We start from the raw sequence: 24,957 nt of genomic DNA, 5'->3' as shown, positions 1-24,957 counted from the left end.
GACCCCGAATCTCCAGACTATACACCAACGCCGGCGGCCGATTTGAGCAGGGATTTAAGATCGAAGGACGGATCCCTGATCTGATCCGGGGCCGGGGATATTCCCCCGGCAATAAGCCGCCGGGCCGCCATCTGGTCCCCGGCCCGGTTGATGCTGTCAACTGCGACGAGTTTGCTTTTCCTATAGTAAAAAACCGAGAATTTTCCGTCGTCGATCGAACCCCGTATGGCCTGGTCGTCGAAGTTGCGAGATAACCCGACGATCTGCAGCTTCGCGTCGTATTGGTCGGACCAGAACCGCGGAACACTCGCATAAGGGCCGGTGCTTCCGGCGATCGCCAGGCCGGCGGCCTTTGCTTGATCTTGGGCGTTCTGCACCGATTCGAGGCGCAGCCAATCGGAGGCGAAGGTATTGAAGTGCGTGGCGCAATCCCCTGCGGCGAATATGTTAGGGTCGCTGGTGCGGCCGTGGTCATCGACCACGACCCCGTTGAGGCAGTTCAGACCGGCGCTCTTGGCGATCTGATCGTTCGGAAGCCCGCCGACGCCGACCAGAACGAGGTCCGCTCGGATGCTCGCTCTGTTCTTGCAATTTACCGACGTGACCCGACCGCTTTGTCCATCCATCGAGACGACGGTCTCGCCGAGCTGCACGTCCACACCGTGTTGCAAGTGCATGTCGAGCAGGAATTCAGAGATGGTCGGTGATACCGCCCGCTCCAAGAGACGACCCGCGCTTTCCAGCACGGTGACCTTCTTGCCGAGTTTGCTGGCCGAGGCAGCCACTTCGAGACCGATGAAGCCGCCGCCGACAACGACGATTTCGGTAGCGTCCCGCAGCGCAGCCTTGAGATCGATCGCGTCCTGCATCGTCCGGAGGTAGCGGACACCGTCCAGGTCGGCTCCCGGAACAGGAAGCTTCCTCGCGTGGGATCCTGTCCCAATGAGTAGCTTGTCGAACACGAGCTCGGAATGGTCGCCGAGCACGACCTTCCGCGAACTTCTGTCGATGTCCGTTGCGCGGGCGCCGAGCACGAGTTCGATGCCTTTGTTCGCGAAAAAAGCCTTGTCGCGAAGGACGAGACTATCTTCCGTCGCGAGATCGACGAGGAAATCCTTGGACAGGGGAGGCCGCTGATAAGGCATCCACTCTTCGTCCGCCACGATAGTGATCGGTTCGGAATACCCCGAGTCACGTGCGGAAAGGGCACCTTGGACGCCGGCGTACGATGCGCCGATGACGACGAGACCGTTCATGATTGTGCCTCCGGAACGTAGATAGTCAGCGTATCGGTCGGGAAGGGCGGTTTGAGCTGACAGCTCAATCTGCTGTTGGGCTTTCTTGGTGCCGCGACAGTGCCGAGGAGTTCGAGTTCGTCGTCGTTCGGCGAAGGGAGCGCGCCCATCTGCGCTTCGTCGACGTAGACGTGGCATGTCGCGCAATCGAGACATCCGCCACACTCGCCCTCAATTCCGGATACGCCGTTGCGGACCGCGGCGAGCATGACGCTTACCCCGGATCCGATCTCGAGCACGCACTCCGCGCCGTCCTGCTGGACGTACTTCACTCTCGACATTGCAACTCTCCGTCGGTTCGATGGACGAACATAAGTTCGTGGAACGAACAAATCAAGAAGAATTTCTTAACTAAATCCAAGAGCTTGGTCTAATCGATCCTTTTCTGGAGCTTAAACAGGCCGCTTGGAACTAACATAGCACTTGCACCGGAATAAAATTAGATGCATTCTGCGAATATCGAACTAATGTTCGTCTATTGAACAAAATAACGAGCGAGTCAAATTCCATGTTCGGGAAGCTGAAAGCGTTGGTGGTCCTTGGGGTCGGCATGTGTGTCGCCGGCATAACGCACGCCGCTGCGGAGCAGATGGGCGTTAGTCCGGCCGAGTTGGTCTTGATCAAGGGAAAAATTCTGACGATGGACCTCGGCTCCACGGTTGCCGAGGCGTTGGCAGTTAGGGACGGCAAGATTCTCGCGGTCGGTAGCAATGCGGCGATCAAGCTTTTCGAAGGTCCGCAAACGCAGGTCATCGATCTCGCAGGCAAAACGGTCGTTCCGGGAATGATCGACACGCACGCTCACTTTAAGGCTGCGGGTCTCGCCGAATACGTCGTCAACATGAGCAGGGCAAAATCCGTCGCGGATGCTTTGGACGCGCTCAAGTCGTTCGCTGCAACCAAGAAGCCCGGCGAATGGATTATCGGCAGCGCATGGCATCCGCCGTCTCAACTCGCGGAAAAGCGCTACCTCACTCGTCAGGAGATCGACAGCGTTGCTCCGAACAATCCGGTCTATCTCCGGACGGTTGGCCATTTTTCGATGGCCAATACGCTCGCCCTCCAAAAGGCGGGCGTAGACAAGGGCACGCCGAACCCGAGCGGGGGGTCTTTCGAGCGAGACACCTCGGGCGAGTCGACCGGCGTCCTGGTTGAGACAGCAATCGACCGCGTCGAAAAGGCCGTGCCCCCATGGTCGGAAGACGACGAAATCCGGCAATTCCGATTGGCCGAGGGTACTCTGAACAGTTTTGGCATCACAAGCGTTGTCGAAGGCGCAACGGAAGCTCGAGATGTGCGGACTCTTCAGAAGCTCGCCCTGTCGGGAGATGCCTCGGTGCGTGTCGGCGTCATGTACCGTCCCGAGCCGCCTGCAGAGATGTCGGCCTGGGAAGCCATCATGAGCGGCAACGGCGCGTCCTCCGGCTTTGGGGACGACTGGCTCAAGTTTGCCGGAATCAAGATTTTCTATGATGGCGGCATGACGTTGAAGACGGCGCTGACCCGCGAAGTTTATCCCGACTCCCACGACGACTACCACGGCATAGCGCAGCAGACTCCGGAGCGGCTTAAGCAACTCGTCTCGATCTGTAACCGATACAATTGGCGCGTAGGTGTGCACGTCGTCGGGGACCTAGGCATCGACCAAGTACTGGATGCGTTTGAAGCCGCCGATAAGGAGAAGTCGATCCGCGATCGGCGTTTCATCCTCATCCACGCAAGCTTGATCAGACCCGAACAGATGGAGCGCGCCCAAAAGCTGGGAGTCCGCATCGATTTTCAGAACGTGTTCATGTGGGATAAGGCGGCGACGGTCGAGCGCTTTCTCGGGAAAGCGACTGCTGACCGCGCGGTACCCACAAAAACGCTGATCGAGAAAATGAGCCTAAACAACCTCGGCGCCGGTACGGATTTCCCCGTCAATCCGATCAATCCGTTCCTCAACATGTACATCATGGTTACAAGGAAAGATCCCAACGGAAAAGTCTACGGTGCCTCCGAGGCGATCAGCCGGGAACAGGCCCTGCGTCTCTACACCAGTGCGGCGTCCCGCTACATGTTTGAGGAACAGCGGAAGGGATCTCTTGAACCAGGAAAGCTGGCGGATTTGGTCGTGCTCTCTGCGGATTTCATGACCCTCCCGGAAGACGAGATCAAGGACATCAAGGTCGAAAAGACATTGGTTGGCGGCAAAGTTGTGTTCAATCGCTTCTGAAACAATCCTAGCAAGACTCGAAGGAGAACCTCACCATGATGAGTCAACAGCAGAATGACCTGATCACCCGCATCGGTCCGGCGGATCCCGCAGGCAAGCTCATGCGGATGTACTGGCAGCCGGCTGCACTTCTCGATGAACTGCAAGGCGAGCGTCCGATCAAGGCGGTAAAGCTGCTCGGGCAGAGCTTCGTACTATTTCGCGACGAAAGCGGACGATACGGAATGATGGATCGCGATTGTCCGCACCGCGGCGCGGATCTGGCCTTCGGGCGGCTGGAAAATGGCGGCCTGCGCTGTGCCTTCCATGGCTGGCTCTTCGACGTCAATGGCCAGTGCCTGGAAACGCCGGCGGAGCCGGTCGGCTCCTCGCTTTGCAAGAACATCAAGCAGCGCGCTTATCCGGTCATGGAGAAGGGCGGGATTCTCTGGACCTATCTCGGGGAAGGCGAGCCGCCGGCGTTTCCGGAGATCGACTGCTTTGCGGCACCGGAAGCATATACCTTTGCTTTCAAGGGATTGATGGAATGCAACTGGCTTCAGGCCCTGGAAGTCGGCATCGACCCGGCGCACGCCTCGTTCCTGCATCGCTTCTTCGAGGATGAGGACACTTCCGTCGCGTACGGCAAGCAGTTCCGCGGCGCCTCCGCTGACAGCGAAATTCCCATGACGAAGGTCCTGCGCGAGTTCGATCAGCCGATCATCAATGTCGAACACACTGAATTCGGTCTGCGGCTCGTCGCGCTGCGTGCCATCGACGAGGAGCGGACGCATGTCCGCGTCACCAATCAGCTTTTCCCGCATGCTTTCGTCATTCCGATGAGCACGGAGATGACGATTACGCAGTGGCACGTGCCGGTGGATGACAAGAATTGCTATTGGTACGCGATCTTCACCAGCTACACCGTCCCGATGGACAAGAAGAAGATGAAGGAGCAGCGGCTCGAGCTTTACGAGTTGCCCGAATACCGGTCGCGCAAGAACAAGGCTAACGACTACGGCTTCGATCCGCACGAACAGGCGCATGAGACCTATACGGGGATGGGCGCAGACATCAACGTCCATGATCAGTGGGCTGTCGAGTCGATGGGAGCGATCCAGGACCGTACTCGCGAGCATCTCGGCCAGACGGACAAGGCGATCATCCAGTACCGCCGGCTCCTACGGCAGGAGATCGAGAAGGTCGCTCAGGGCGGAAAGCCGTTCATGTTCCTGGACCAGGCACACGCCCGAGGCATCCAAGGACCGGCGACGATGGATGGCATCGGCCCCACCAAGGGCTGGGAAACCTACTGGATGGAAGTCGATGTGAAGCGGAGGAGGGGGGCGCCCTGGGCGGCTCCCGTGCCTGCCGATATCGCGCAGAAAGTCTCCCATTTGACCGCTGCCGAGTAATTGCTGCCGCGGATCCCAGTTTGGAAAGGAAGCTACCTTGAGTTTCGTCAAGAAACACGGGCTCTGGTCCGATGAACAGAACGACGCCGCGACCCGCTTACGGCGGGTCGCCGAAGACAGCAAGCTGGAGACCATCCGGCTGTCGTTTCCGGACCAGCATGGCATCTTGCGCGGCAAGACCCTGATTGCGTCCGAAGCGCTAAGCTCGCTCGAGAGTGGCTGTTCGATCACTACGACGATGTTGGCGAAGGACACGTCGCACCGGACGGTTTTCCCGGTGTTCACCGCCGGCGGCGGCTTCGGCATGAGCGAGATGCAGGGTGGCAGCGACGTCCTGATGATCCCGGATCCGACGACCTTCAAGGTGCTGCCTTGGGCGCCGACGACGGGATGGCTGCTGTGCGACCTCCATTTCGCCGACGGGCGGCCGGTGCCTTTCGCGACACGCGGCCTCTACAAGTCGGCATTGGAGAAGCTGGCCCAACGCGGCTACGACTTCGTGGCCGGACTTGAGGTCGAGTTTCACATCTTCAAGGTCACTGACCCGAAGATGCGGCCGGAACATGCGGGCCAGCCAGGTGAGCCTCCCGAAGTCAGTCTCCTTTCTCACGGATACCAGTATCTGACGGAGCAGCGCTACGATCAGATGGAGCCAATCCTCGAGCTCATTCGTCGTGATATCGTCGCGCTCGGCCTTCCGCTCCGTTCGATGGAAGTCGAGTACGGTCCCAGCCAGGCGGAGTTCACATTCCAGCCCACGGTCGGTCTCGTTCCAGCCGACACGATGATTCTGTTTCGCAGTGCCGTTAAGCAAATCGCCAGGCGTCACGGCTATCACGCGACTTTCATGTGCAGGCCGCGCATTCCGAACGTCGTATCGTCCGGATGGCATCTTCATCAGTCGATTGTCACTCGCAACGGCGGCGAGAACGCGTTCATGTCGAAGGTGGCCGGCGAGCCGCTTTCTCCGTTCGGAAGGCACTATCTTGGTGGTTTGCTCGAGCACGCGCGCGCCTCGACCGTATTCACCACCCCGACGATCAATGGTTACAAGCGGTACCGGTCCTATTCGTTGGCGCCGGACCGGGCGATCTGGGGACGGGACAACCGCGGTGTGATGCTTCGTGTCCTGGGCGGTCCGAACGACAAGGCGACGCGCCTGGAGAACCGGGTCGGGGAACCTGCGGCAAACCCGTATCTCTACATGGCATCGCAGATCCTCTCCGGGCTCGATGGTGTCGACCGCTCGCTCGATCCCGGACCGTCGGCTGACACGCCCTACGAAACGAAGGCGAGCTTGTTGCCAAAGTCACTACGCGAGGCGGTCTTCGCGCTGCAGGAGGATCCTTTCTTCCGAAACGCGATGGGAGCGGAATTGGTGGACTACTACGTCCACATCAAGAACGCGGAAATCGAGCGTTTTCAGGAGGAGGTCACCGAATGGGAACAGCGCGAATACTTCGAGATGTTCTGAGAGAACACAAAACGTGCAAGCGGCCGGATCAGCCGTCACTTGAGAGAGGATTGAGATGAATCAGCCAGTTAGATTGCTTTCTGTTTTGGCCGCTCTCGGCTTGATGAGCACGGGGGCGTCGGCCGACGTCATCAAGGTCGGCGTAATCGGGACGATGTCCGGCCCGTACGCGCTGTTCGGACAGAACTTCAAGATGGGTATCGACGCTTGGGTCGCGCAGCACGGGAACAAGGTCGGTGACCACCAGATCGAATTCGTCTATCGCGACGAAGAATCGCCCAACCCGGCAAAGTCGAAGGCGCTCGCCCAGGAGCTGCTGGTAAAGGACAAGGTTCAGTATCTCGCTGGTCTGTATTTTACGCCCGACGCCATGGCAGTCGCTCCGTTGCTGGAGGAGTCCAAGACGCCGCTCGTCGTATTGAATGCCGCGACCTCCGCGATCGTGGAGAAGAGCCCGTACATCGTGCGCACTTCGTTCACGATGTGGCAGAATACCGTTCCGGCGGCCCACGTCGCGAGAAAGAACGGCTCGAAGAAGGCCGCGATCGCTGTTAGCGACTACGGACCGGGTATTGACGCCGAGAACGCGTTCAAGAAGACCTTTGAGGCCGACGGCGGCACCGTGACCGAAGCGATCCGCATGCCGTTGAACACGACCGACTTCAGCCCGATCATGCAAAGGATCAAGGACTCGGGCGCCGACACGATCTTCACGTTCCTGCCCGCCGGACCGCCGACGCTCGGGTTCGTCAAGGCTTATATCGACAACGGCCTGAAGGTTGCCGGCGTCAAGTTGATGTCAACCGGCGATGTGGTGACCGAGCCTGATCTCCCGAACATTGGAGATAGCGGCATCGGTATCCTATCCACCTACCACTACGCGGTCTCCCACGATTCGCCGGAGAACAAGGCCTTCCTCGATCAGATAGTGAAGGGCGGCGGCAAGCTCGACGAGGTGACGATGACGTCGGTTGCCGCTTACGACGGTGCCCGGTTGATCTACAAGATGATCGAGGCGACCAACGGGCAGCGCGATCCCGAGAAGGCGATCGCCTCGGTGAAGGGAATGAAGTGGGTGAGCCCGCGTGGGCCGGTCTCGATCGATCCCGATACCCGGCATATCCGCCAGAACGTCTACCTTCGCGAAGTGGCGAAGCAGGATGGCAAGTTTATCAATAAGGAAATCCAGACGTTCGACGCCCAACCGGATTGGGCGCTGAGCAAGAACTGACCTCTCTTGATGCCTCGCGGCCCTGCCGCGGGGCATCATAGCTCAATTTGCGTAGTGGTCTGCCAATTGCAGGGCCGCCTTGGACAAATAATGATCTGGCGCGGCGCAATTCCGTCGACGCGATAGGATATTACCTTGCGAACGATTTTCAGTATCGTTGTCGACGCGGTAGCATACGGCATGGTGCTATTCACGATCTCGATCGGCCTGTCCATCATGATGGGCCTGATGCGCGTCGTGAATCTCGCCCATGGCGCCTTTGCGATGATTGGCGGCTACCTTGCATCGTACGCCATACGTTCGATGGGGGCGAGCTATGTTGTCGCCATCCTCGTTGCGGTGGTCGGTACGATCCTGATCTCAGCCCCGCTGGAGTTCTTGCTGTACCGCCGAATCTACCGAAAGTCCGACGCGCTGACCCAATTGCTACTGACGATCGGAATCACGTTCTTCATCATCGGGATGGCGAACTTCGTCTTCGGTCCCACGCTTAAGTCGATCCCGCTCCCGGCGGCGTTGAGTGGTCCGCTGGATATCGGCTTCCGAATGCTCCCGACGCATCGGGTGTTCGTAATTGCGTGCGGCGGCGTCATTGCGGTGGCACTTTGGTACCTGCTTGAGCGGACGGAGTTCGGCGTACGGCTGAGGGCGGCCGTCGACAACAGCGACATGGCGGAATCGCTCGGGATCCGGACTGAGCTGATCTACTCCGCCACTTTTGCATTGGCCGTCGGGCTCGGTGCGTTCGGCGGCGTGATCGGGGCCGAACTTCTGCCCATCGAACCGTTCTATGCGCTTCGCTACATGGTGGTGTTTCTCGTCGTCGTTTCGGTCGGCGGCGCGGGCTCTATCCTGGGAGCGCTGTCCGCGTCGCTGCTGCTCGGACTGGCCGACACGACCGGAAAGTACCTCGCCCCCGAATTCGGTGAGTTTTTCTTCTATCTAGCAGTCATCCTGATCGTATTTCTGTTTCCGAACGGTCTGTTCGGAAGGGCTCATTGAGATGAACACGGCGTCGACGACTTCCGAGGTACCGATTGCGAGCTCGTGGCTTCCGCCCGAATTGATTGGCGTGGCGACGATCGCGGTGCTTGGTGCGGCCGGCTTCTTCCTGTTTCCTGAGGATCTCGCATTTTTGACGCGGTTGATCGGTATCGCGTTCCTGGTCCTTTCGCTCGATCTGGTCACCGGTTATTGCGGTATAGCGACGCTCGGACAAGCCGCACTTTTCGGTATCGGAGCCTATGCCGCCGGCAACGCCTGCATCGCGGGAGTAACCGAGCCATTCTTGCTCCTCGGGGTCGGGGCAGCCGGGGGCGCGCTTACGGGCTTATTGTCGGGCGCATTGATCACGAGATTCAGGGGATTGCCGCAACTCGTCATCTCCATCGCTTTTGGGCAGCTTGTCGCGGCGCTGTCCAACAAGTTGTCTTCGATCACTGGAGGGAGTGACGGCTTGTCGGGGATCGTCCCTGCGCCGGTGTTGCGTACGTTTTCCTTCGATATGTATGGCCGGACCGCCTTCGTCTTTTCCGCCGTCGTACTGGCAGTCGTTTTTGCGCTCCTGCTGCGGTTCGTGCGATCGCCGTTCGGTCTCCTGTGCCGCGGCATAAAGGACGACGATTTACGGGCGCAGATGATCGGGGCTGCTGTCTATCCGCGGCTCGTCGTGATGTATGGCGTGGCGGGCGCCGTGGCGGGCGTGGGCGGCGCGTTGACGGCAATCACGACCGGAGTGGTCGGCCTGGACAGTGTCGGGTTTGAGCGCTCGGCGGAGGCGATGGTGATGCTGGTCCTCGGCGGAGCAGGCAACCTGTGGGGGGCTGTGGTAGGGGCGGTACTGTTTCAGGTCTTCGAGCATATTGTTTCGGCGACGAACCCCTTCCACTGGATGACCTTGGTTGGACTGCTGCTGATATTGATCGTGATCTTCGCGCCGAGGGGCATATCGTACGGTGCGACGGTCGCCTGGTCGAAATTGTTTCCCAGGGAGCCAGCGCGATGACTGTGCTCCTGAGATTGCACGGCGTTTCGAAGTCGTTCGGCGGGTTACACGTCAACCGCAACGTATCGTTCGACCTTTCCAGCGGAGACCGGGTCGCACTGATCGGTCCAAACGGAGCGGGCAAGACTACGCTGGTCAACGTGATTTCGGGCGATCTTCAGCCGACAGATGGACGGATCATCTTCGGCGGCGAGGACGTCACGAACCTCTCGATTGCGCATCGTGCGCACCGTGGGCTCGTACGAACGTTTCAGATCACGCGGCTCTTCTCATCGCTGACGGCGACGGAAAACGTCGCCTTGGCGGTCATGCAGCGCAAGGGCATGACTCGACAGTTCTGGTCGGTCGTCGGAAGGGCCCCCGAAGTCCGTCATGAATGTCAGGAGTTGCTCCTGGCGCTCGGCATCGGCCATCTTGCGGGGCTTCGCGTGTCCGAGCTTGCCTACGGTCAGCAACGGCTTCTGGAGATGGCCATCGGCCTCGCCCTTGAGCCGAAGGTCCTTCTCCTCGACGAGCCGGCGGCTGGAGTTCCGCACGACGAAGCCCCGAAGATCCTTGAGGCCATCGAACGTCTGCCACCCGACATCGCCGTCCTGATGATTGAGCATGACATGGATCTGGTGTTTCGCTTTGCGAAGCGGGTTCTGGTGCTGGCAAACGGTAAACTGATCTTCGAGGGCACGCCTTCGGCCGTTACGGCCGATGCGGAAGTCCGTCGCGCCTATCTTGGGAGCTATGCCGATGCCCGCCGCACGGCTTGAGGTCGTCAACGTGAGCGCCGGCTACGGCGCGACACAGATCATTACGGACATGTCGTTTGACGTGCCGGCCGGAGACCGCCTGGCGATCCTTGGCCGCAACGGCATGGGCAAGACGACGTTGCTCGCAACGCTCATGGGGCTTTCGAGCCGTCATGGCGGAGAGATCAAGGTCGGCGGAATCGACCTGGCGGATCTTCGTACGTCGTCGCGGTCGCGTTTCGGTGTCGGTTATGTGCCGCAGACCCGCGGCATATTCCGCTCTCTGACTGTCGAGGAGAACCTTTCGACGGGACTGAAGGACAGGTCCCGTGGCGCGATCAAGGAGGCATACGAAATGTTTCCGAGATTGGGGGAGCGAAGGCGCAATCTTGGAATGCAGTTGTCGGGCGGCGAACAGCAGATGTTGTCCATGGCGAGGACCCTGCTCGGAAAGCCCTCCGTATTGCTGCTCGACGAGCCGTTGGAGGGGCTCGCGCCGGTGATTTGCGACGAACTGATGGAGATGATCTCCCGTTTGGGCTCATCCGGGGATGTGACGGTGGTGCTAGTCGAACAGCAAATCGAGCGCGCCTTGGATTTCGCCGATCGTGTCCTGATTCTCGAGCGTGGCAGGCAGGCCTGGCTGGGGCCGTCGGTTGAACTGAGATCGAACCGGGATCTCGTCGATCGTCTGCTGGGGGTAGGCATCCATTGAGCTGCTCGGTCGAGGCGAGGGTTTAGCCGATGTTGACGGCGAAGGAGCGTCAAGGCCGGAGGCTGCGCGCGGTTTTGGACGCGATCTTGCACGACGTGTCGGCTCGGCGCGACTACGGCGCGTTGGCGGATTACATCGCCCCGCTCGGCAGGATCGACCCGAGAAAATTCGGAATCGCGGTAGCCACGCGCGATGGGCGGGTGTTCGCGGCGGGCGATGCGGACGAGCCGTTTTCCATACAAAGCATTTCGAAGGTGTTCGCGCTCACCTTGGCCCTCGGCAAGGTCGGTGACGCGCTGTGGGAACGTGTGGGTCAGGAGCCTTCCGGCAACCGGTTCAACTCGATCGTTCAGTTGGAGTACGAGAGCGGCGTTCCGCGGAATCCATTCATCAACGCGGGGGCCATCGTCGTTTGCGACGTTTTGCTTGCCGGACATGAACCGAAGGAGGCTCTCGGAGAGACGCTCAGGTTTCTTCGGTTCTTGGCGGACGACGGCGGCGTCTTCATCGATTCAGGAGTGGCAGTAGCGGAGAAGGCCGGAGGATTCCGGAATGTCGCCCTGGCGAATTTCATGATGGCCTGCGGGAATCTCCTTCATCCTCCTGAATTGGCGCTCGGGGTGTATTTCCATCAGTGCGCGGTGGCGATGAGTTGCCGGCAGCTTGCCCTTGCAGGGAGATATCTTGCATTCGGCGGAGTCCACCCTTCCACCGGCCGTTCGGTCGTCTCTCCGCAGCGCGCTCGTCGCGTCAACGCACTCATGCTGACATGCGGCCATTATGACGGTTCGGGAGATTTCGCTTTCCACGTCGGTGTTCCCGGCAAGAGTGGTGTCGGCGGCGGCATCCTTGCGGTCATACCGGGTGTTGCGTCGGTCGCGGTCTGGTCGCCGGGCCTGAATGAGTACGGCAACTCCAAGTTCGGGACTGCCGCCCTCCAAAGCCTCACCACGGAAATGAACTGGTCGGTGTTCGGATGAATCGGTGCAAAAGGAGTACTCGCAAATGAATCGACGTCAGGTAATTGGATCGATCGCAGGAACGCTGCTGGCGGCGTCGTGGCGGAGCGCGCAAGCAGCGACTTCCGGGGGAACCAAGATTGTCCTCCTCGGCACTGCCGGCGGTCCAAGTCCGAAGGTCTCACGCGCGGCGCCGGCGAGCATGGTCGTTGCAGGGGGATCTCTGTACGTCGTGGACTGCGGTAATGGGATCGCCCGTCAAATCGTTCGATCGGGATACCAGCTAAAGGCGTTGCGCAGCATTTTCATCACCCACCAGCATTCGGATCACAACCTCGACTACGGCAATCTGTTCTACCTTGCATGGAGCGCGGCGTTGCGGAATCCGGTAAATTCGTACGGACCGCCGCCGTTGGTCGAAATGACGAAGAAGTATTTCGAACTCAATTCCTTCGACATCAATCTTCGCATTCACGACGAAGGCAGGCCTGATCCGGCGCCGCTACTAATACCGCACGAAATCACCGGCCCCGGGCAGGTGTTCAAGGACGACAACGTGACCGTCCGGGCCGTGCTTGTCGATCACCCGCCGATCAAGGTCGCGTTTGCCTACAGGTTTGACGCCGCGGACAGGTCGGTGGTGTTCTCAGGCGATACCCGGAAGACCGACAGCCTGATCGAACTGGCTCGCGGCGCGGATGTCCTGGTTTGTGAAGCCCAACATCTACCTGGAATCCGGGGGCTTGCGAAAAGGCTCGCGGCTGATCCTTCGAGAGAGCAGGCCATCTACGACAGTATCTCCGGCAATGCGCTCAGCGTCGAGCAGGCCGGCGAGGTAGCTGAGGCAGCCGGCGTGAAAACCTTGGTTCTCAATCACTTTGTCCCAGGGGACGACACGGTTCCTGAGGACGTGTGGCGCGAAAGCGCGGCGAAGGCGTTTTCTGGTGAAATCATCGTCGGCAAGGACTTGCTCGAGATCTAGCTAACGCGAAAAGCACGTGAAGAACGAGGCCGCCGCACCGCCTCCTGAATCGGAAAGGGCCGTGCTGGCCTCAGTGTCGTTTCCGGACAATACGTCATATGTCGAACAAATGTTCGTAATTTGTTTCGCGTCTTCGTCGGTGACTTAGATTCCCGCAATGCAGATATGTTGCCTGAAATGCAGGCTATAATCGAAACTAGCTTGCCTGGAAGAAAGATCCAACGTAGGATTTTTAACCGATGTACGAACTTTTGTTCGTTAATATTTCGCTCGAAGCGCCCCGGTTGGGTCGGCCAATTCCTTGTGACTGCCCACCGGCCCAGGTCTTTGGAGGATCGAAAGATGAATATTGAAGTGGGCTCGGTCGCGAAATCGGCGGCGAACATCGCGACGGTCCTGGGCTTTCCCGACACCGTGTACCTCAATGCCAAGGTAATAACCGCGGACAAGGATTTCAGCATCGCAGAAGCGGTCGCGATCCGTGGCGATCGCTTTCTGGCCGTCGGCAAGTCGTCGGATATCGAGCGCCTCGTGGGGCCTGACACAACGATCGTGGACTTGAAGGGCAGCACGGTCCTTCCGGGGCTGATTGACACCCATGCCCATGTCGAACGGGCGGGATTGTTGAAGTTCGTCGTATCGCTCAACGACGTCGCGACCGTGGCGCAGGCGCTGGAACGTATCGCAGATCAGGCGAAGCGGGCGCCGAAAGGCAGTTGGATTCGCGGCGGCATGTGGCACCCCGTTGCTCAGCTTGCCGAAAAGCGGGTCCTGACGCGGCAGGAGCTGGACCGGGCCGCTCCCGACCATCCTGTCTACCTGCCGATCGGGCATTTCGGCCTAGCGAATTCGCTCGCGTTAAAGTTGGCCGGAATAACCAAGGATAGCCACGATCCGGATGGTGGGATCATCCATCGGGATCCGGCAACGGGAGAACTTAACGGCACGCTGGAGGAAGGAGCCGGAGACATTGTAGCCAACATCCTGCCGGAGTGGACACCTGAAGAGCGCGTCGTCCAGGTCAGGGCGGCGATGGACTACTTCAACAGCTTCGGGATCACCAGCGCGATCAGCGCCGCAGTGGACCCTGCAACCATTCGCGCCCATCAGCAGGTCCGCCGGAGGGGTGACGCATCGCTCAGGATCAGTGCGATGTATGCCCCGACGGGTGGCCTCAACCCGACGATGACGAACGACGAATGGGAGAAGTTTTTCTCCCGCATCGGCGCTGCGTCGGACTTTGGTGACGAATGGTTGAGCTTTTCCGGCGTCAAGCTTCAGATCGACGGAGGAATGACGCTGCGAACTGCTGCGATGCGTGATGGATATCCGGACGATCGGAACTACCACGGCACGATCGTGATTGAACCAGACCGCTTCAATGCGCTCGTAGCCACCGCGAATCGTTACGGCTGGCGGGTCGGTGTCCACGCCGTCGGCGACGCGGCTATCGACCGCGTGCTCGATGCCTACGCACTCGCCGACGCCGAAAAGTCGATCAAGGATCGACGCTTTATTGTCATCCACGGAAGTCTCATTCGTCGCGACCAGATGGAGAGGGCGCTCCGTTTGGGGGTAAGGGTGGATGCGCAGAGTTCGTTCCTTTGGGACAAGGCCGCGGTGGTCAAACGATACCTGGGGCAGGAGAACGTCGACAGCGCGTTCCCGATGCGGACCCTTATCGACGTGATGGGACTAGATTCCGTTGCCGAAGGAACAGATTATCCGATCAATGTGCTTAATCCATTCGTCAACATCTACGTGATGGTGACGAGGCGCGATAAAAACGGCGACATCTATGGTGCGTCGGAGGCCGTTACGCGCGAGGAAGCAATCCGGCTCTACACGAGCGCAGCCTCCCGCTATTCGTTCTCGGAATCGCTCACGGGTTCGATAGAGCCGGGCAAGTTGGCCGACATGGTCGTCCTGTCCGACGACATCCTGACCGTAGGCGACGAGGCTCTCAAGAGTATCACCGCGAAACGTACGGTGGTCGGCGGCAAAACGGTGTTCCAGTCCGCGGACTGACGCCGCCCGCAAGGCTGGATCTCAGGAATGCGGCGAACTCGGAGTGTGCAAAGTGCTCAAAATCGTTTCAAGTTTGTTGTTTGCCGCATTCTTGTCAGCCGCCTTGCCTGTAGGCGCGACTGGGGCCGTCGCCCTCCGCGTAAGCGTGATCCCAACATCGACAATTGCGCCTCTATACATCGCCAAGAAGTTCGGCTTCTTCGCCGACGAGGGGCTAGACGTGCAGTTCGCACCGACCGCGGGTGGTGCTATCGGGATTCCGGGACTAGTAGGCAAGTCGTATGATGTCGCCTTTAGCAACAATGTCTCCGCGCTCGCCGCGGTCGCTCAAGGCATCGATGTACAGCTTGTGTCGCCCACGCCGGGTGGTGGGACTGTGGACTCGGCTCTGATCGCGCGCCGTGCGGACGGTGTGAAATCAGGGAAGGACCTTGAAGGCAAGATTGTCGCGGTAAACACCAATCGCAACGTGATCTGGCTCTATGTCCGAGAATGGATCAGGCAAACGGGAGGTGATCCTGCCAAGGTGACGTTTAGGGAAGTGCCGTTCCCGCAGATGATCGATGCCTTGAAGCAGAAGCAGATCGATGCCGCCTTCGAGGTCAATGTGTTTGTAATTGCGGCATCCCACGATCCGGCGCTTGAGGTCGTTTCGAGGCCCTATGCCGAGGTTCAACCGGGTGTGCAATCCTCGCAATACCTTGTTATGCGCAGCTTCATCGAGGCCAATCGCGACACCATGGACCGTTTCCTGCGCGCCATGCGACGTGGCGGCGAATGGTACGACGCGCATCTGGAGAGCGATGAACTGGTCGAGCTTGTGGCCGAGTTCACCAAGGTTCCCAAGACAGTGCTCAAGGAACTGAAGTTCTTGCCGATGGAGGACAAGATCGACGTCGGCGAACTCGAGAAGACAATGATCCTGATGCGTAAAGAAGGACTTCTGGCCAAGGACATCGATGTTCGGCCAATGGTCTACGCGCCAAAAGCGCAATGACGGGCAGCGGTATTCGCCGGCCCACAACATGACGAGGACTAAATGACGAAATTCTCCGCCCGTCGTAGGTCTTGGCGCTGGCCGCAGAATCAGAAAATTGCGGTATCAATCGGTCTTGCGTTCGAGGCCTTTGAACTTCAGTCGCAGTACAAGGTTCGGGACACGCCGGGCAAGCCGAACCAGCTTTCGCTTTCTTACGCCGAGTACGGCGCGAACGTAGGCGGATGGCGCCTGCTGGATCTGCTCGATTCCTATGGACTGAAATGCCATATTTCGACGAACGGATTGGCGGCGGAGCGGCATCCCGAGTTTCTTTCGACGGCCGTCGAGGAAGGTCACGAGATCGTCGGGCACGGCTGGGTCAACGACCGCACCTTCACTTCCGAGGACATTGACGCCGAGCGTGCCGACATCAGCAAGACGACTGAAGCGATAGTTGCGGCCACCGGCAAACAGCCCTTAGGATGGGCCAGTCCGGGCGCGAGCCCGACCGCGAATACGCTGCGGCTCCTGTCCGAACAGAATTACGTCTGGTGCGGGGACGACGCCAGCGATGACGTACCGTTCGTCCGCCAGGTTCCGGGTGGTCGATCCATGGTCGTGCTGCCGCAAACCAATGCGCAGCACAACGATGTGCAGATTTACCTCGCCCCCCGCAACGCGCCATCGATCATTTGGGAAGGCTTCAGGGATTCCTTCGATCAGCTTTATGCGGAAGGGAATGATGGTAATCCCGGTTGGACGGAGATCCTGATCCATTGCCACATCGGCGGACGTCCGATCTTGATTCCTACTTTGAAAAAGTGTTTCGACCACATCAAGCGCCATGAGGGCGTCTGGTGCGCCACGAGGAGCGAAATCGCACGATGGTCAGCGGCTCTTGCCGACGATGACGCTATTAAGTCTTCGGACTGATCCAGGTCGCGACTTGACGCAACTCGTTTGAGGAGGACAGGCACGAACAATTGGGAGCGATCGGACCGCATTTCACGCACTTTTGTATGGGTAAGCAAGGTACGAAAGGCGGCGTTTACCTTGGCCACGGACGATCGGGCCATGCGGCCGGAACGGCTCATCGCCAAGTCGAGAGATGTCGTCCAGCTAGTGGGGCTGTATTTCCAAACACACGTCGCAGCGCGGCTGGGCACAGTATGTGATCAACCGGATGCCGGTGACGTCTTGACCCAGCGCGAGCGTCAGTGCCTTGCGTGGGCCTCGCGAGGCAAGACGGTGGCTGACACGGCGGTCCTCGTTGGCATTGCTCCGCGCACTGTCGTGTTTCATCTTGAAAACGCGCGACCCAAGCTGGAAGCAACATCGACTGCACAATGTGTGGCGGAAGCGGTGCGTCGCCGGCTGTTGCCCTGAGTAAGCTGATATTCCCTGCATCTTCCGAATGCGAACCGATCAGCTTCTCCGGGGAAGCGGAATTGATTCTCGACGCATAAACAGTCAGTTTTGTTTGCTGGGACTTCTTCTCTTTGGCAAACAGCGAGAGCTACCTGTAAAAAAGTGCAGGCGCGTTTCACTTTCGTTTCTGTTGTTGTGACCTCTCTCTTCAACCGGAGGTTACCATGCACGCCGTCGCACTCGACAATCATCAATTTGGTCAACATCTCGGTTTGCTCACAGAGATGTATCGGCTGCGCCGCCGCGTCTTCAAAGACCGGCTTGACTGGGCTGTCTCGATCTCCGGTGACCTGGAGCTGGATATCTATGATGCGCTCAATCCCACCTATCTTCTTGTAAAGTCGGATCAAGATAGCCTTGTTGGCGGCGTGCGGCTTCTTCCGACCACGGGACCGACCATGCTTGCCGACGCCTTTCCTGCTTTGCTTGGCGGGCAGGCCGTGCCGCGCAGCGAACGAATCCTCGAGAGCTCGCGGTTTTGCGTGGATACCAAGATTGCGGCCGAGCTTGGAGGGAACGGTCTCAATCGTGCAACCTTTGTTCTGTTTGCGGCCATGATCGAAGGCGTGCGAGCCGTCAACGCCGAATCTATCGTAACAGTTACTGACGTGCGAATGGAGCGCATCCTCCGTCGCGCGGGCTGGCCGCTCGAACGCATCGCGCCTCCACAGCGGCTCGGGCAAACCATGGCGCTTGCCGGATATCTGCATGCAACAGATGACGCGCTTGCAGCGATGTATCGTAATGCTGACGTCAAGGGCCCGGTCCTTCTTGCGTCCCATTCGCTCCGGGCCGCTGCATAGTAATGATGAGGCGCGGTTGCTAAGTCGCGGCACAGACCGGCTGTACCAGGAATCCAAATGCTGGCAGATCCGCGGCGCAGCCGAGTTGTACTGATCAATCTGACGCGCGGCGAACAGGCCAATATGCCGGCCGAGTTCGTCGTGCGCCGCCGTGCGAGCTTGACTTTGCTGCCGATATGCCAGGAAATCTTCGATGTCCCTCCGCTTGCTGTCGGTGAATATGAGCCTCGCCAAATTCCCGATAGGGTTGCTGATTGGATCGTCCCGTTAAATATCGACGGTCTTTGCGTGTGGCGCGACCAGCAGTTTTTGACATCACTCGCAGCATCGAACATTGGCGTCGTATTTTTAGGCGGAGCGTGGCTCGAGGAGGAGGTTTTCGTTGCGGCCCTGGAAGGGGCGAGGCTTGGATATGACGTGCGAGTGCTTGCCGACCTCTCTGCCGCGCGGGTCGAAACTGACCGATCGCTGGTTCTGGATCGCCTCGCGCTTCACGGCGTGCTGGCCACGACGCTCCGGCAAACATTGCTGGAATGGGCGATGTGCCTGGACGATCTTGTCCTGATACAGAGGGTGCGGCAGTTCTTGGCGTAGCAGGGCGCCACCCGGCGCTTCGCGAGCGGGTCGGGCTTATATGAACGGAGCCTTGTCAACCCACCAATGGCCCACCAAAACCACCGCGGACCCGCCGTTTTCGCCTATCGGCGATGTCCGCTACTGGCAAATGCGGACATTCCACCGGAGTCACCTCGGTCGCGAATGACCCTAAGCAGACTTCATCAGGTCATACGTGCCATTGCTGACCGATTTTGCATAGCGCGCCTGCCGGACTGGTCCCTAGAATGCTTGATGGAAGTGACGGCACCATAAAATTACCCTTTTTAGGATACCGTCCCCTCGACAACGACAATGCCTGAAGTAGTTGTTGTCAATCAACGATGGAGCGACTGTCATGTTTTTGAAACAATTTGTTGCTGCGCTCTCGCTTGTCGCGCTCTTTTCAAGCGCTCCGGGCCAAGCACAGACTGTGACGCCTGCCGAGGCGCAAGCAATCGCAGAGGAAGCATACGTCTACGGCTACTCCCTGATTTCCGTTGAGATGTCGCGCAGGGTGATTACCAACGTGGAGAAGCCCGAAGCAAAGCGCGCCCCGATGGGGCAGTTCGCCAATCTGCGCGAATATCCGAATGCCGCTTACCGCGATGTCACCGCGCCAAACGCAGATACGCTCTATTCGAATGTCTTCGTGGATGTTTCCAAGGAGCCGTGGGTAGTTAGTTGGCCTGATATGGGCAATCGTTACTACGTTTGGGAATTCTATGATGGTTGGGTGCCAGTGGTCTTCGACCCCGGCACACGCACGACCGGGCAGAAAGCACAGACTTATGCGGTCACTGGTCCGAGCTGGACTGGTACACTCCCCGAAGGGGTCAAGCAGGTCAAGTCGCCCACGGCCACCATGTGGATACTTGCCCGCACATACAGCACAGGAACGCCGGAAGACTACAAAGCCGTTTGGGCCTTGCAGGACCAGTACAAGGTTTATCCGCTCAGTTCGTGGGGCAAAGAGTACGTCCCGCCACCGGCTAAGATTGATCCAACCGTGGATATGAAGCGATCTGTACGAGACAACGTCAACGCGCTGAACGCCGCTCAGTACTTCGGGTTGATGGCCCAGTTAATGAAGAATAATCCTCCTGCTTCCGAAGACGGTCCCATCATCGCTAAGATAGCTCGGATCGGCCTTGTGCCCGGTCAAGATTTCGACTTGGGCAAACTCGACCCCGCGATGGCCAAGGCAATTGAGCAGGCCCCCAAAGCTGCTTGGGAAAAGATTGCCGCCTATACCGCGAAGTCGGGTGTGGTCAAGCAGGGCTGGGTCATTAATCTCAAGGTCGGCCAGTACGGCACCGACTATATGGCACGTGCTTGGCTTGCTGCTTTTGGTATCCCGGCCAATGCACCCAAGGACGCAGTCTATCCCATGGGGCTCACTGACGCCGACGGACATCCGTTAGACACTTCCAAGAATAACTACGTCATTCGCTTTGCAAGCAAGAATGACCTACCACCGGCTAACGGCTTCTGGTCGCTCACAATGTACGACAGCGGCTATTTCTTTGTTCCGAATTCACTCAATCGCTACACACTTAGTGCGCGCGACCAGCTCAAGGTCAATGCGGACGGTTCAATCGATCTATTCCTTCAGAAAGCCAATCCGGGGCCGGATAAGGAGTCTAATTGGCTTCCGGCTCCTGATAGCAAGTTTATCCCGATGTTCCGTCTATACTGGCCGAAGGAAAATCCTCCGTCCGTCTTGGACGGCTCGTGGTGGCCGCCAGCCATTCGCAAGGTTACATAACCAACACGCAAACGGACGCCCGGCCTTCATTGGACCGGGCGTCTAGGTCCGCCTGTGGCACAAAGCGACGCTTTTGCCACTCAGTTCACTTCCGCTTCCGATCAAAGCGGACATACTTCTCGACGCCGCTCAGTCGCAGTCGAATGCATTGGGGCGACCCCCGCGCCAGGCGGGGCCGCGCTCTATCTCGCGGCCAAGCGACCGCTCAACCGAGCCCGCAAGCGGTCTCGGCCCATTCGGGTCACGATCGCTCCGCCAAGAACACCGGCGGCACACGCTACGCCCGCTTCCATAACGCGAACAATCAGGACTGGAGCCGTTGTCCCGCCTGCATGCTGCACCGTGGCAGCCGCATCAACTTATATCCGGTCGAGCGCCAGCGGCTCGTACCAAAATCCTGCATACTCGTGGCAGCTCGGCTCCAAGATGGATGGGACTCATCTCTCGTACGGCTGATAGGGCCAACCCGGCATCCTCAGTCACACATCCGTCCCGGCATTGGCCCGGAAGCGTGGGCCAAACTCATTTAACTGATCAAGTAGTGACGATGGCGCCCGTCGGAACCCTGCCGGTTTCGACGTATCGCCAGAGAGCGATCACCAGCTTGCGCGCGAGCGCGATGATCATGATGCGCCGGACGCGACCCTTCAGGTCTCCGACGCGCCTGTAATACCAAAGGGACAGTTCGCTTTTCGATTGGTACCTGAGCCACAGCCAAGCCATTTGCACGGCGATCACACGGGCTCGTGTGTTGCCGGCTTTATTGATTCCCTGGTCGTGTTTGGTGTCTCCGCTGTCGTAGGGTGCCGGCGTCAAGCCGACGTAGCTGGCGACTTGCCGGCGGTTCTGGAACGGTCGATAGAAGACTTCGCGCGTGAGCACCGTGGCAAACTCGGCGCCGATACCGTGCAGCTTGACGAGCTGGCGCATCTTTTCGGTGCAAGCGTCCCCTGATGGTTCGCTTCCTTTGACGAGCCTGTCACGTTCGGCTTCGACCTCCCGGACTTGCTCGGCGACCACCTTGAGCCGCTTCCATTCGCGCTCGATCTCGATCTTCAGCCGCGCCGGAATCGGCCGACCATCGCCGGTCCGCATCTTGTCAAGACGCTCACACCACTTTCCATCCGTGATCCGGAGCGCCCGAATGCCATGCGTTATCAAAAGGGCCTTGATCCGGTTCAAATGGCCAGTACGTTCGCGCACCAGTCGCTGCCGCTCGCGATGGAGGCGCCGCGCATCCTCTTCCTCGGGCGTTGGCGCCCGAACCACGCGGCAACTTTGCGGATCGCCTTGCACGAAGCCTACAATTGCCCTGAGCAGACGTTTGGCGTCGATATTGTCTGTCTTGATATGCTTGGCGCGACGATCGATCGGAAGACTCGCTGCATCGAGGACGTGGTTCTCGATGCCGTGGTTGACGAGCACCCTATGCAACCAGAACCCGTCGTAGCCTGCCTCATAGCAGCATACCGTCCGCACCCGGCTGACGCCCTTGTCTCGAAGCTTCGCTTGCAGGCGGCCAATAAGCGCAAGCAAACGCTTCGTGTCCCCGCCCGGTATCGCATGCACGCTGATCTTGTCGCCAAGCCGCGGTGCGAACGTCGCCACCAGCCAGGTCGAGCGGCTCAACTCCATGGCCACAAAAAGCGTATTCTTGAAATCTTCTGGCTCTACTTTCGCGGTGAAATCGGTTTGACCATTCATGTTCACCTCCTGTGTCAGCGAATCAGAAGCGCCTATTGGAGCACTCTTGCCTGCTGCATAGGATCTCTCGTGAACCGAGCCCGCTCGCGCGGTCTCGGCCTTCGGCTTCGATCCCTGGCGCGATACGGTGTCGCTCGCCGGAGGCACTCGCCCTCGGTCCCGCCGTCATTTCATGCCGGCGTCGCTATCACTGCCCTTCGTTCGGGTGCCTTTTTAACCGGTCTCGCAACTGCCGACTGACCTTCGCTTCGCTGCGGCGCAGACGCCCTCTTTCTGTTTGGGGGCTAAGGGCTCCGCCCTCGCGCGGGCAAGGGTGAAGTCCCGGAAGATCCGGGACCGGCCGGGGCGGTCTCCCCGACCTTCCGCGCGGACTTCAAGACCGATAACTGCCACTCGCGGAATCCGCTTGTGCAGGCCGGGTGATCCCCCTCCGCCCCGGCCGCCCTTGCCCTTGCTACCCCCGGTCTCGCCGACGGGCAGGGGTGCAGGCGCGAGGTGCGCTCTGCACCCACGCCCTAAAAGGAGATTGATCATGACTGCCAAGAACGTTGAAATCGTCGCGGCGAGCGGGACCGAGAACTTCATTCCGCTCAACAAGCTCAAGAAATCCCCCAAGAACGCCCGCAAGACGCCGCACAGCGAGGCGTCGATTGAGGCCTATGCGGCCAGCATCGGCGCCAAAGGCATCCTGCAAAATCTTGTCGTCGAGCCGGAACTGGATACCGATGGCGCGGCCACTGGGTTCTATTTCGTCACCATCGGCGAAGGCCGCAGGCTGGCGCAGCTTCTCCGTGTCAAGCGCAAGGAGATCAAGAAGACCGAACCGATCCGCTGCATCATCGACACTGCGAATGATCCCCACGAAATCAGCCTCGATGAGAACGTCACCCGCGAGAACATGCATCCCGCCGACCAGTTCGAGGCGTTCAAAAAGCTGGCCGAGGAACGCGGTTTCGGCGCGGAGGAAATCGCCGCCCGGTTCGGCGTGACGCCGCATGTGGTGCGGCAGCGCCTGCGGTTGGGCGCGGTTTCCCCCAAGCTGATGGAGAATTATCGTAACGGTGAACTGGCGCTCGACCAGCTGATGGCCTTTGCGATCACCGAGGAGCATGCCCGGCAGGAAGCCGCCTTTGAACGGCTGTCCTATAACCGGGACGCCAGCACCATCCGCCGCCTGCTCATGGAAACCAACGTCGCCGCCACGGATCGCCGCGCGATCTTCGTCGGCGTAGAGCCCTATACCGAGGCGGGTGGTACGATCCTGCGAGACCTCTTTACGGAGGATGGCGGCGGCTACTTCGAGGATGTGGCGCTGCTCGAGCTGTTGGTGACCGGAAAACTCGGGCGCGTGGCAGATACCCTCCGGGAGGCCGAGGGTTGGAAATGGACCCAAGCCCATCTCGACTTTCCGCACGCCCATGGTCTGCGCCGGACGTACCCGCATCCGGTGGAGCTTTCGGCGGAAGATCAGGCCGCCCTTGATGCTGCGCAGACCGAATTCAACAGTCTGACCGAGCGGCACGAGACGGACGAGGAACTTGCTGACGAAGTGGACGCGCGGTTTGGCGAGCTTGAGGCAGAAATCGAACGTCTGGAAGCCAGACGACAGGCCTATGACCCTGACTACATTGCGCGGGGCGGAGCATTCATCATCCTCAACCATGATGGCACCGTCCGGATCGAACGCGGCTTCATCCGAACGGAAGATGAAAAGCCCCAACCCGAATCCGAGCTTGCGGGCGATGCTTCGGAGCGCCCCGACGCGGAGAGTGGTGACGGCCGGTCAGCGGAGGATGGGGAGACGGGCGAGGAAGAAAACGACAGTCTTCTGTCGGATATCCTTGTTCGTGATCTCACCGCCCATCGCACCTTGGGGCTCAGGCTCAATTTGAGCGAACAGCCCGAAACAGCCATCGTAGCCGCCACACATGCGCTCGCCGCCCAAATCTTCTATATTGGCGCGGACGTGCATGTTGTCGGCATCCAGCCGGTCAAGACCGATTTGGCAGGGCATGCGGACGGGATCGAGGACGCCCCGACCGGTAAGGCTTGGGCGGATCGACATGCCAATTGGGCGAGGCAGATGCCCCGGGACGTGACCGGGCTTTGGTCCTTTGTGGCCGAACTCGATCACGACAGCCGCATGGCCTTGTTCGCGCATTGCGTTGCCCTGACGGTCAACGCGGTCAAGTTGCCTTGGGAGCGGAAACCACGGGCCCAGGCCACAGCCGACCAATTGGCGGAAGCCGTCTCGCTCGATATGACCGGGTACTGGCGGCCGACCGCGCGGGCTTATTTCGGGCGGATTACGAAGGCGCGCATCCTGGAGGCGGTGCGGGAAGGCATCAGTCACGAAGCGGCCGAACGTATGGTGGATATGAAGAAGCCGGATATGGCGGAAGCCGCCGAGCAACTGCTGGCCGCGACGGATTGGCTGCCCGCGCTGATGCGGACACCGAAAACCATGGAAGAGCGCGTCAAGCAAGCGCCGATGGATGCTGGTACGGAAGCGCATGCCAGCGTTTATGCTGACGCGGCCGAGTGATCGGCATGGCCGGGACCGTCAATGCGGTCCCGGCTTGTCACCGTGGAACAGTCGAAATTTTTGACCGCGCGCCGTCGGGCGCGCGGCCAATCTCAAGG

The 24,957-nt window shown here is 59.5% G+C and carries 21 protein-coding genes; 18 read left to right on the top strand and 3 right to left on the bottom strand.

Annotated features, from left to right (window positions below; all coding sequences use genetic code 11):
* Positions 1 to 17: 17 nt before the first annotated feature.
* Entirely contained in the window at positions 18 to 1,256 is a 1,239-nt protein-coding gene (locus V1283_RS28075; protein WP_334389831.1) for an NAD(P)/FAD-dependent oxidoreductase, read from the bottom strand.
* A complete protein-coding gene (locus tag V1283_RS28070) occupies positions 1,253 to 1,576 on the bottom strand; it encodes a 2Fe-2S iron-sulfur cluster-binding protein (RefSeq protein ID WP_334389828.1) in 324 nt (107 codons plus the stop codon). The genes V1283_RS28075 and V1283_RS28070 overlap by 4 nt, the downstream gene beginning before the upstream one ends.
* Before the next feature lie 227 nt (positions 1,577 to 1,803).
* Between V1283_RS28070 and V1283_RS28065 the strand changes: the two genes are divergently transcribed.
* From V1283_RS28065 to V1283_RS27990, 17 genes are all read left to right on the top strand, one after another.
* Positions 1,804 to 3,510, top strand: a complete 1,707-nt coding sequence (locus tag V1283_RS28065; protein ID WP_334389827.1) for an amidohydrolase — start codon at positions 1,804 to 1,806, stop codon at positions 3,508 to 3,510.
* Positions 3,511 to 3,545: 35 nt separating this feature from the next.
* Entirely contained in the window at positions 3,546 to 4,904 is a 1,359-nt protein-coding gene (locus tag V1283_RS28060) for an aromatic ring-hydroxylating dioxygenase subunit alpha (RefSeq protein ID WP_334389826.1), read from the top strand.
* Between the two features lie 37 nt (positions 4,905 to 4,941).
* On the top strand, positions 4,942 to 6,378 hold the full coding sequence (locus V1283_RS28055; protein WP_334389825.1) for a glutamine synthetase family protein: 1,437 nt from the start codon (positions 4,942 to 4,944) through the stop codon (positions 6,376 to 6,378).
* 55 nt (positions 6,379 to 6,433) lie between these two features.
* Positions 6,434 to 7,609: an ABC transporter substrate-binding protein gene (locus tag V1283_RS28050; protein WP_334389824.1), complete on the top strand. Its 1,176-nt coding sequence runs from the start codon at positions 6,434 to 6,436 to the stop codon at positions 7,607 to 7,609.
* A gap of 135 nt (positions 7,610 to 7,744) precedes the next feature.
* On the top strand, positions 7,745 to 8,611 hold the full coding sequence (locus V1283_RS28045) for a branched-chain amino acid ABC transporter permease (protein WP_334389823.1): 867 nt from the start codon (positions 7,745 to 7,747) through the stop codon (positions 8,609 to 8,611).
* Between the two features lies 1 nt (position 8,612).
* Positions 8,613 to 9,614: a branched-chain amino acid ABC transporter permease gene (locus tag V1283_RS28040; protein WP_334389822.1), complete on the top strand. Its 1,002-nt coding sequence runs from the start codon at positions 8,613 to 8,615 to the stop codon at positions 9,612 to 9,614.
* Complete coding sequence (locus V1283_RS28035; protein WP_334389821.1) at positions 9,611 to 10,375, top strand: ABC transporter ATP-binding protein; 765 nt, start codon at positions 9,611 to 9,613, stop codon at positions 10,373 to 10,375. Before V1283_RS28040 ends, V1283_RS28035 begins: the two co-directional genes overlap by 4 nt.
* Positions 10,356 to 11,069, top strand: coding sequence for an ABC transporter ATP-binding protein (locus tag V1283_RS28030; RefSeq protein ID WP_334389820.1), 714 nt, complete (start codon positions 10,356 to 10,358; stop codon positions 11,067 to 11,069). The genes V1283_RS28035 and V1283_RS28030 overlap by 20 nt, the downstream gene beginning before the upstream one ends.
* 29 nt (positions 11,070 to 11,098) lie before the next feature.
* Positions 11,099 to 12,049: a glutaminase gene (locus V1283_RS28025; protein ID WP_334389819.1), complete on the top strand. Its 951-nt coding sequence runs from the start codon at positions 11,099 to 11,101 to the stop codon at positions 12,047 to 12,049.
* A 25-nt stretch (positions 12,050 to 12,074) separates the two neighbouring features.
* Positions 12,075 to 13,010 (top strand): MBL fold metallo-hydrolase, encoded by a 936-nt coding sequence (locus V1283_RS28020; protein WP_334389818.1) that lies wholly within the window; start codon positions 12,075 to 12,077, stop codon positions 13,008 to 13,010.
* A gap of 342 nt (positions 13,011 to 13,352) precedes the next feature.
* A complete protein-coding gene (locus tag V1283_RS28015; protein WP_334389817.1) occupies positions 13,353 to 15,038 on the top strand; it encodes an amidohydrolase in 1,686 nt (561 codons plus the stop codon).
* A gap of 52 nt (positions 15,039 to 15,090) precedes the next feature.
* On the top strand, positions 15,091 to 16,035 hold the full coding sequence (locus V1283_RS28010; RefSeq protein ID WP_334389816.1) for an ABC transporter substrate-binding protein: 945 nt from the start codon (positions 15,091 to 15,093) through the stop codon (positions 16,033 to 16,035).
* Between the two features lie 42 nt (positions 16,036 to 16,077).
* Positions 16,078 to 16,950: a polysaccharide deacetylase family protein gene (locus V1283_RS28005; protein ID WP_334389815.1), complete on the top strand. Its 873-nt coding sequence runs from the start codon at positions 16,078 to 16,080 to the stop codon at positions 16,948 to 16,950.
* 141 nt (positions 16,951 to 17,091) lie between these two features.
* Positions 17,092 to 17,403: a helix-turn-helix domain-containing protein gene (locus V1283_RS44800; RefSeq protein ID WP_442895887.1), complete on the top strand. Its 312-nt coding sequence runs from the start codon at positions 17,092 to 17,094 to the stop codon at positions 17,401 to 17,403.
* A 206-nt stretch (positions 17,404 to 17,609) separates the two neighbouring features.
* Positions 17,610 to 18,248, top strand: coding sequence for an acyl-homoserine-lactone synthase (locus V1283_RS28000; protein ID WP_334389814.1), 639 nt, complete (start codon positions 17,610 to 17,612; stop codon positions 18,246 to 18,248).
* 57 nt (positions 18,249 to 18,305) lie between these two features.
* Complete coding sequence (locus V1283_RS27995) at positions 18,306 to 18,842, top strand: hypothetical protein (RefSeq protein ID WP_334389813.1); 537 nt, start codon at positions 18,306 to 18,308, stop codon at positions 18,840 to 18,842.
* 358 nt (positions 18,843 to 19,200) lie between these two features.
* Positions 19,201 to 20,610, top strand: coding sequence for a DUF1254 domain-containing protein (locus V1283_RS27990; RefSeq protein ID WP_334389812.1), 1,410 nt, complete (start codon positions 19,201 to 19,203; stop codon positions 20,608 to 20,610).
* A 534-nt stretch (positions 20,611 to 21,144) separates the two neighbouring features.
* On the opposite strand, the gene V1283_RS27985 is transcribed toward V1283_RS27990, so the two are convergent.
* A complete protein-coding gene (locus V1283_RS27985; RefSeq protein ID WP_334393204.1) occupies positions 21,145 to 22,314 on the bottom strand; it encodes an IS110 family transposase in 1,170 nt (389 codons plus the stop codon).
* Positions 22,315 to 22,846: 532 nt separating this feature from the next.
* Here V1283_RS27985 and V1283_RS27980 point away from each other — a divergent pair.
* Complete coding sequence (locus V1283_RS27980) at positions 22,847 to 24,859, top strand: ParB/RepB/Spo0J family partition protein (protein WP_334389811.1); 2,013 nt, start codon at positions 22,847 to 22,849, stop codon at positions 24,857 to 24,859.
* The last annotated feature ends 98 nt before the right edge of the window (positions 24,860 to 24,957 follow it).

The organism is Bradyrhizobium sp. AZCC 2262 (assembly GCF_036924535.1).
Classification (GTDB): Bacteria; Pseudomonadota; Alphaproteobacteria; order Rhizobiales; family Xanthobacteraceae; genus Bradyrhizobium.
The sequence above is the reverse complement of the archived record's forward strand: the minus strand, read 5'-3'. Positions and strand labels throughout refer to the sequence as shown.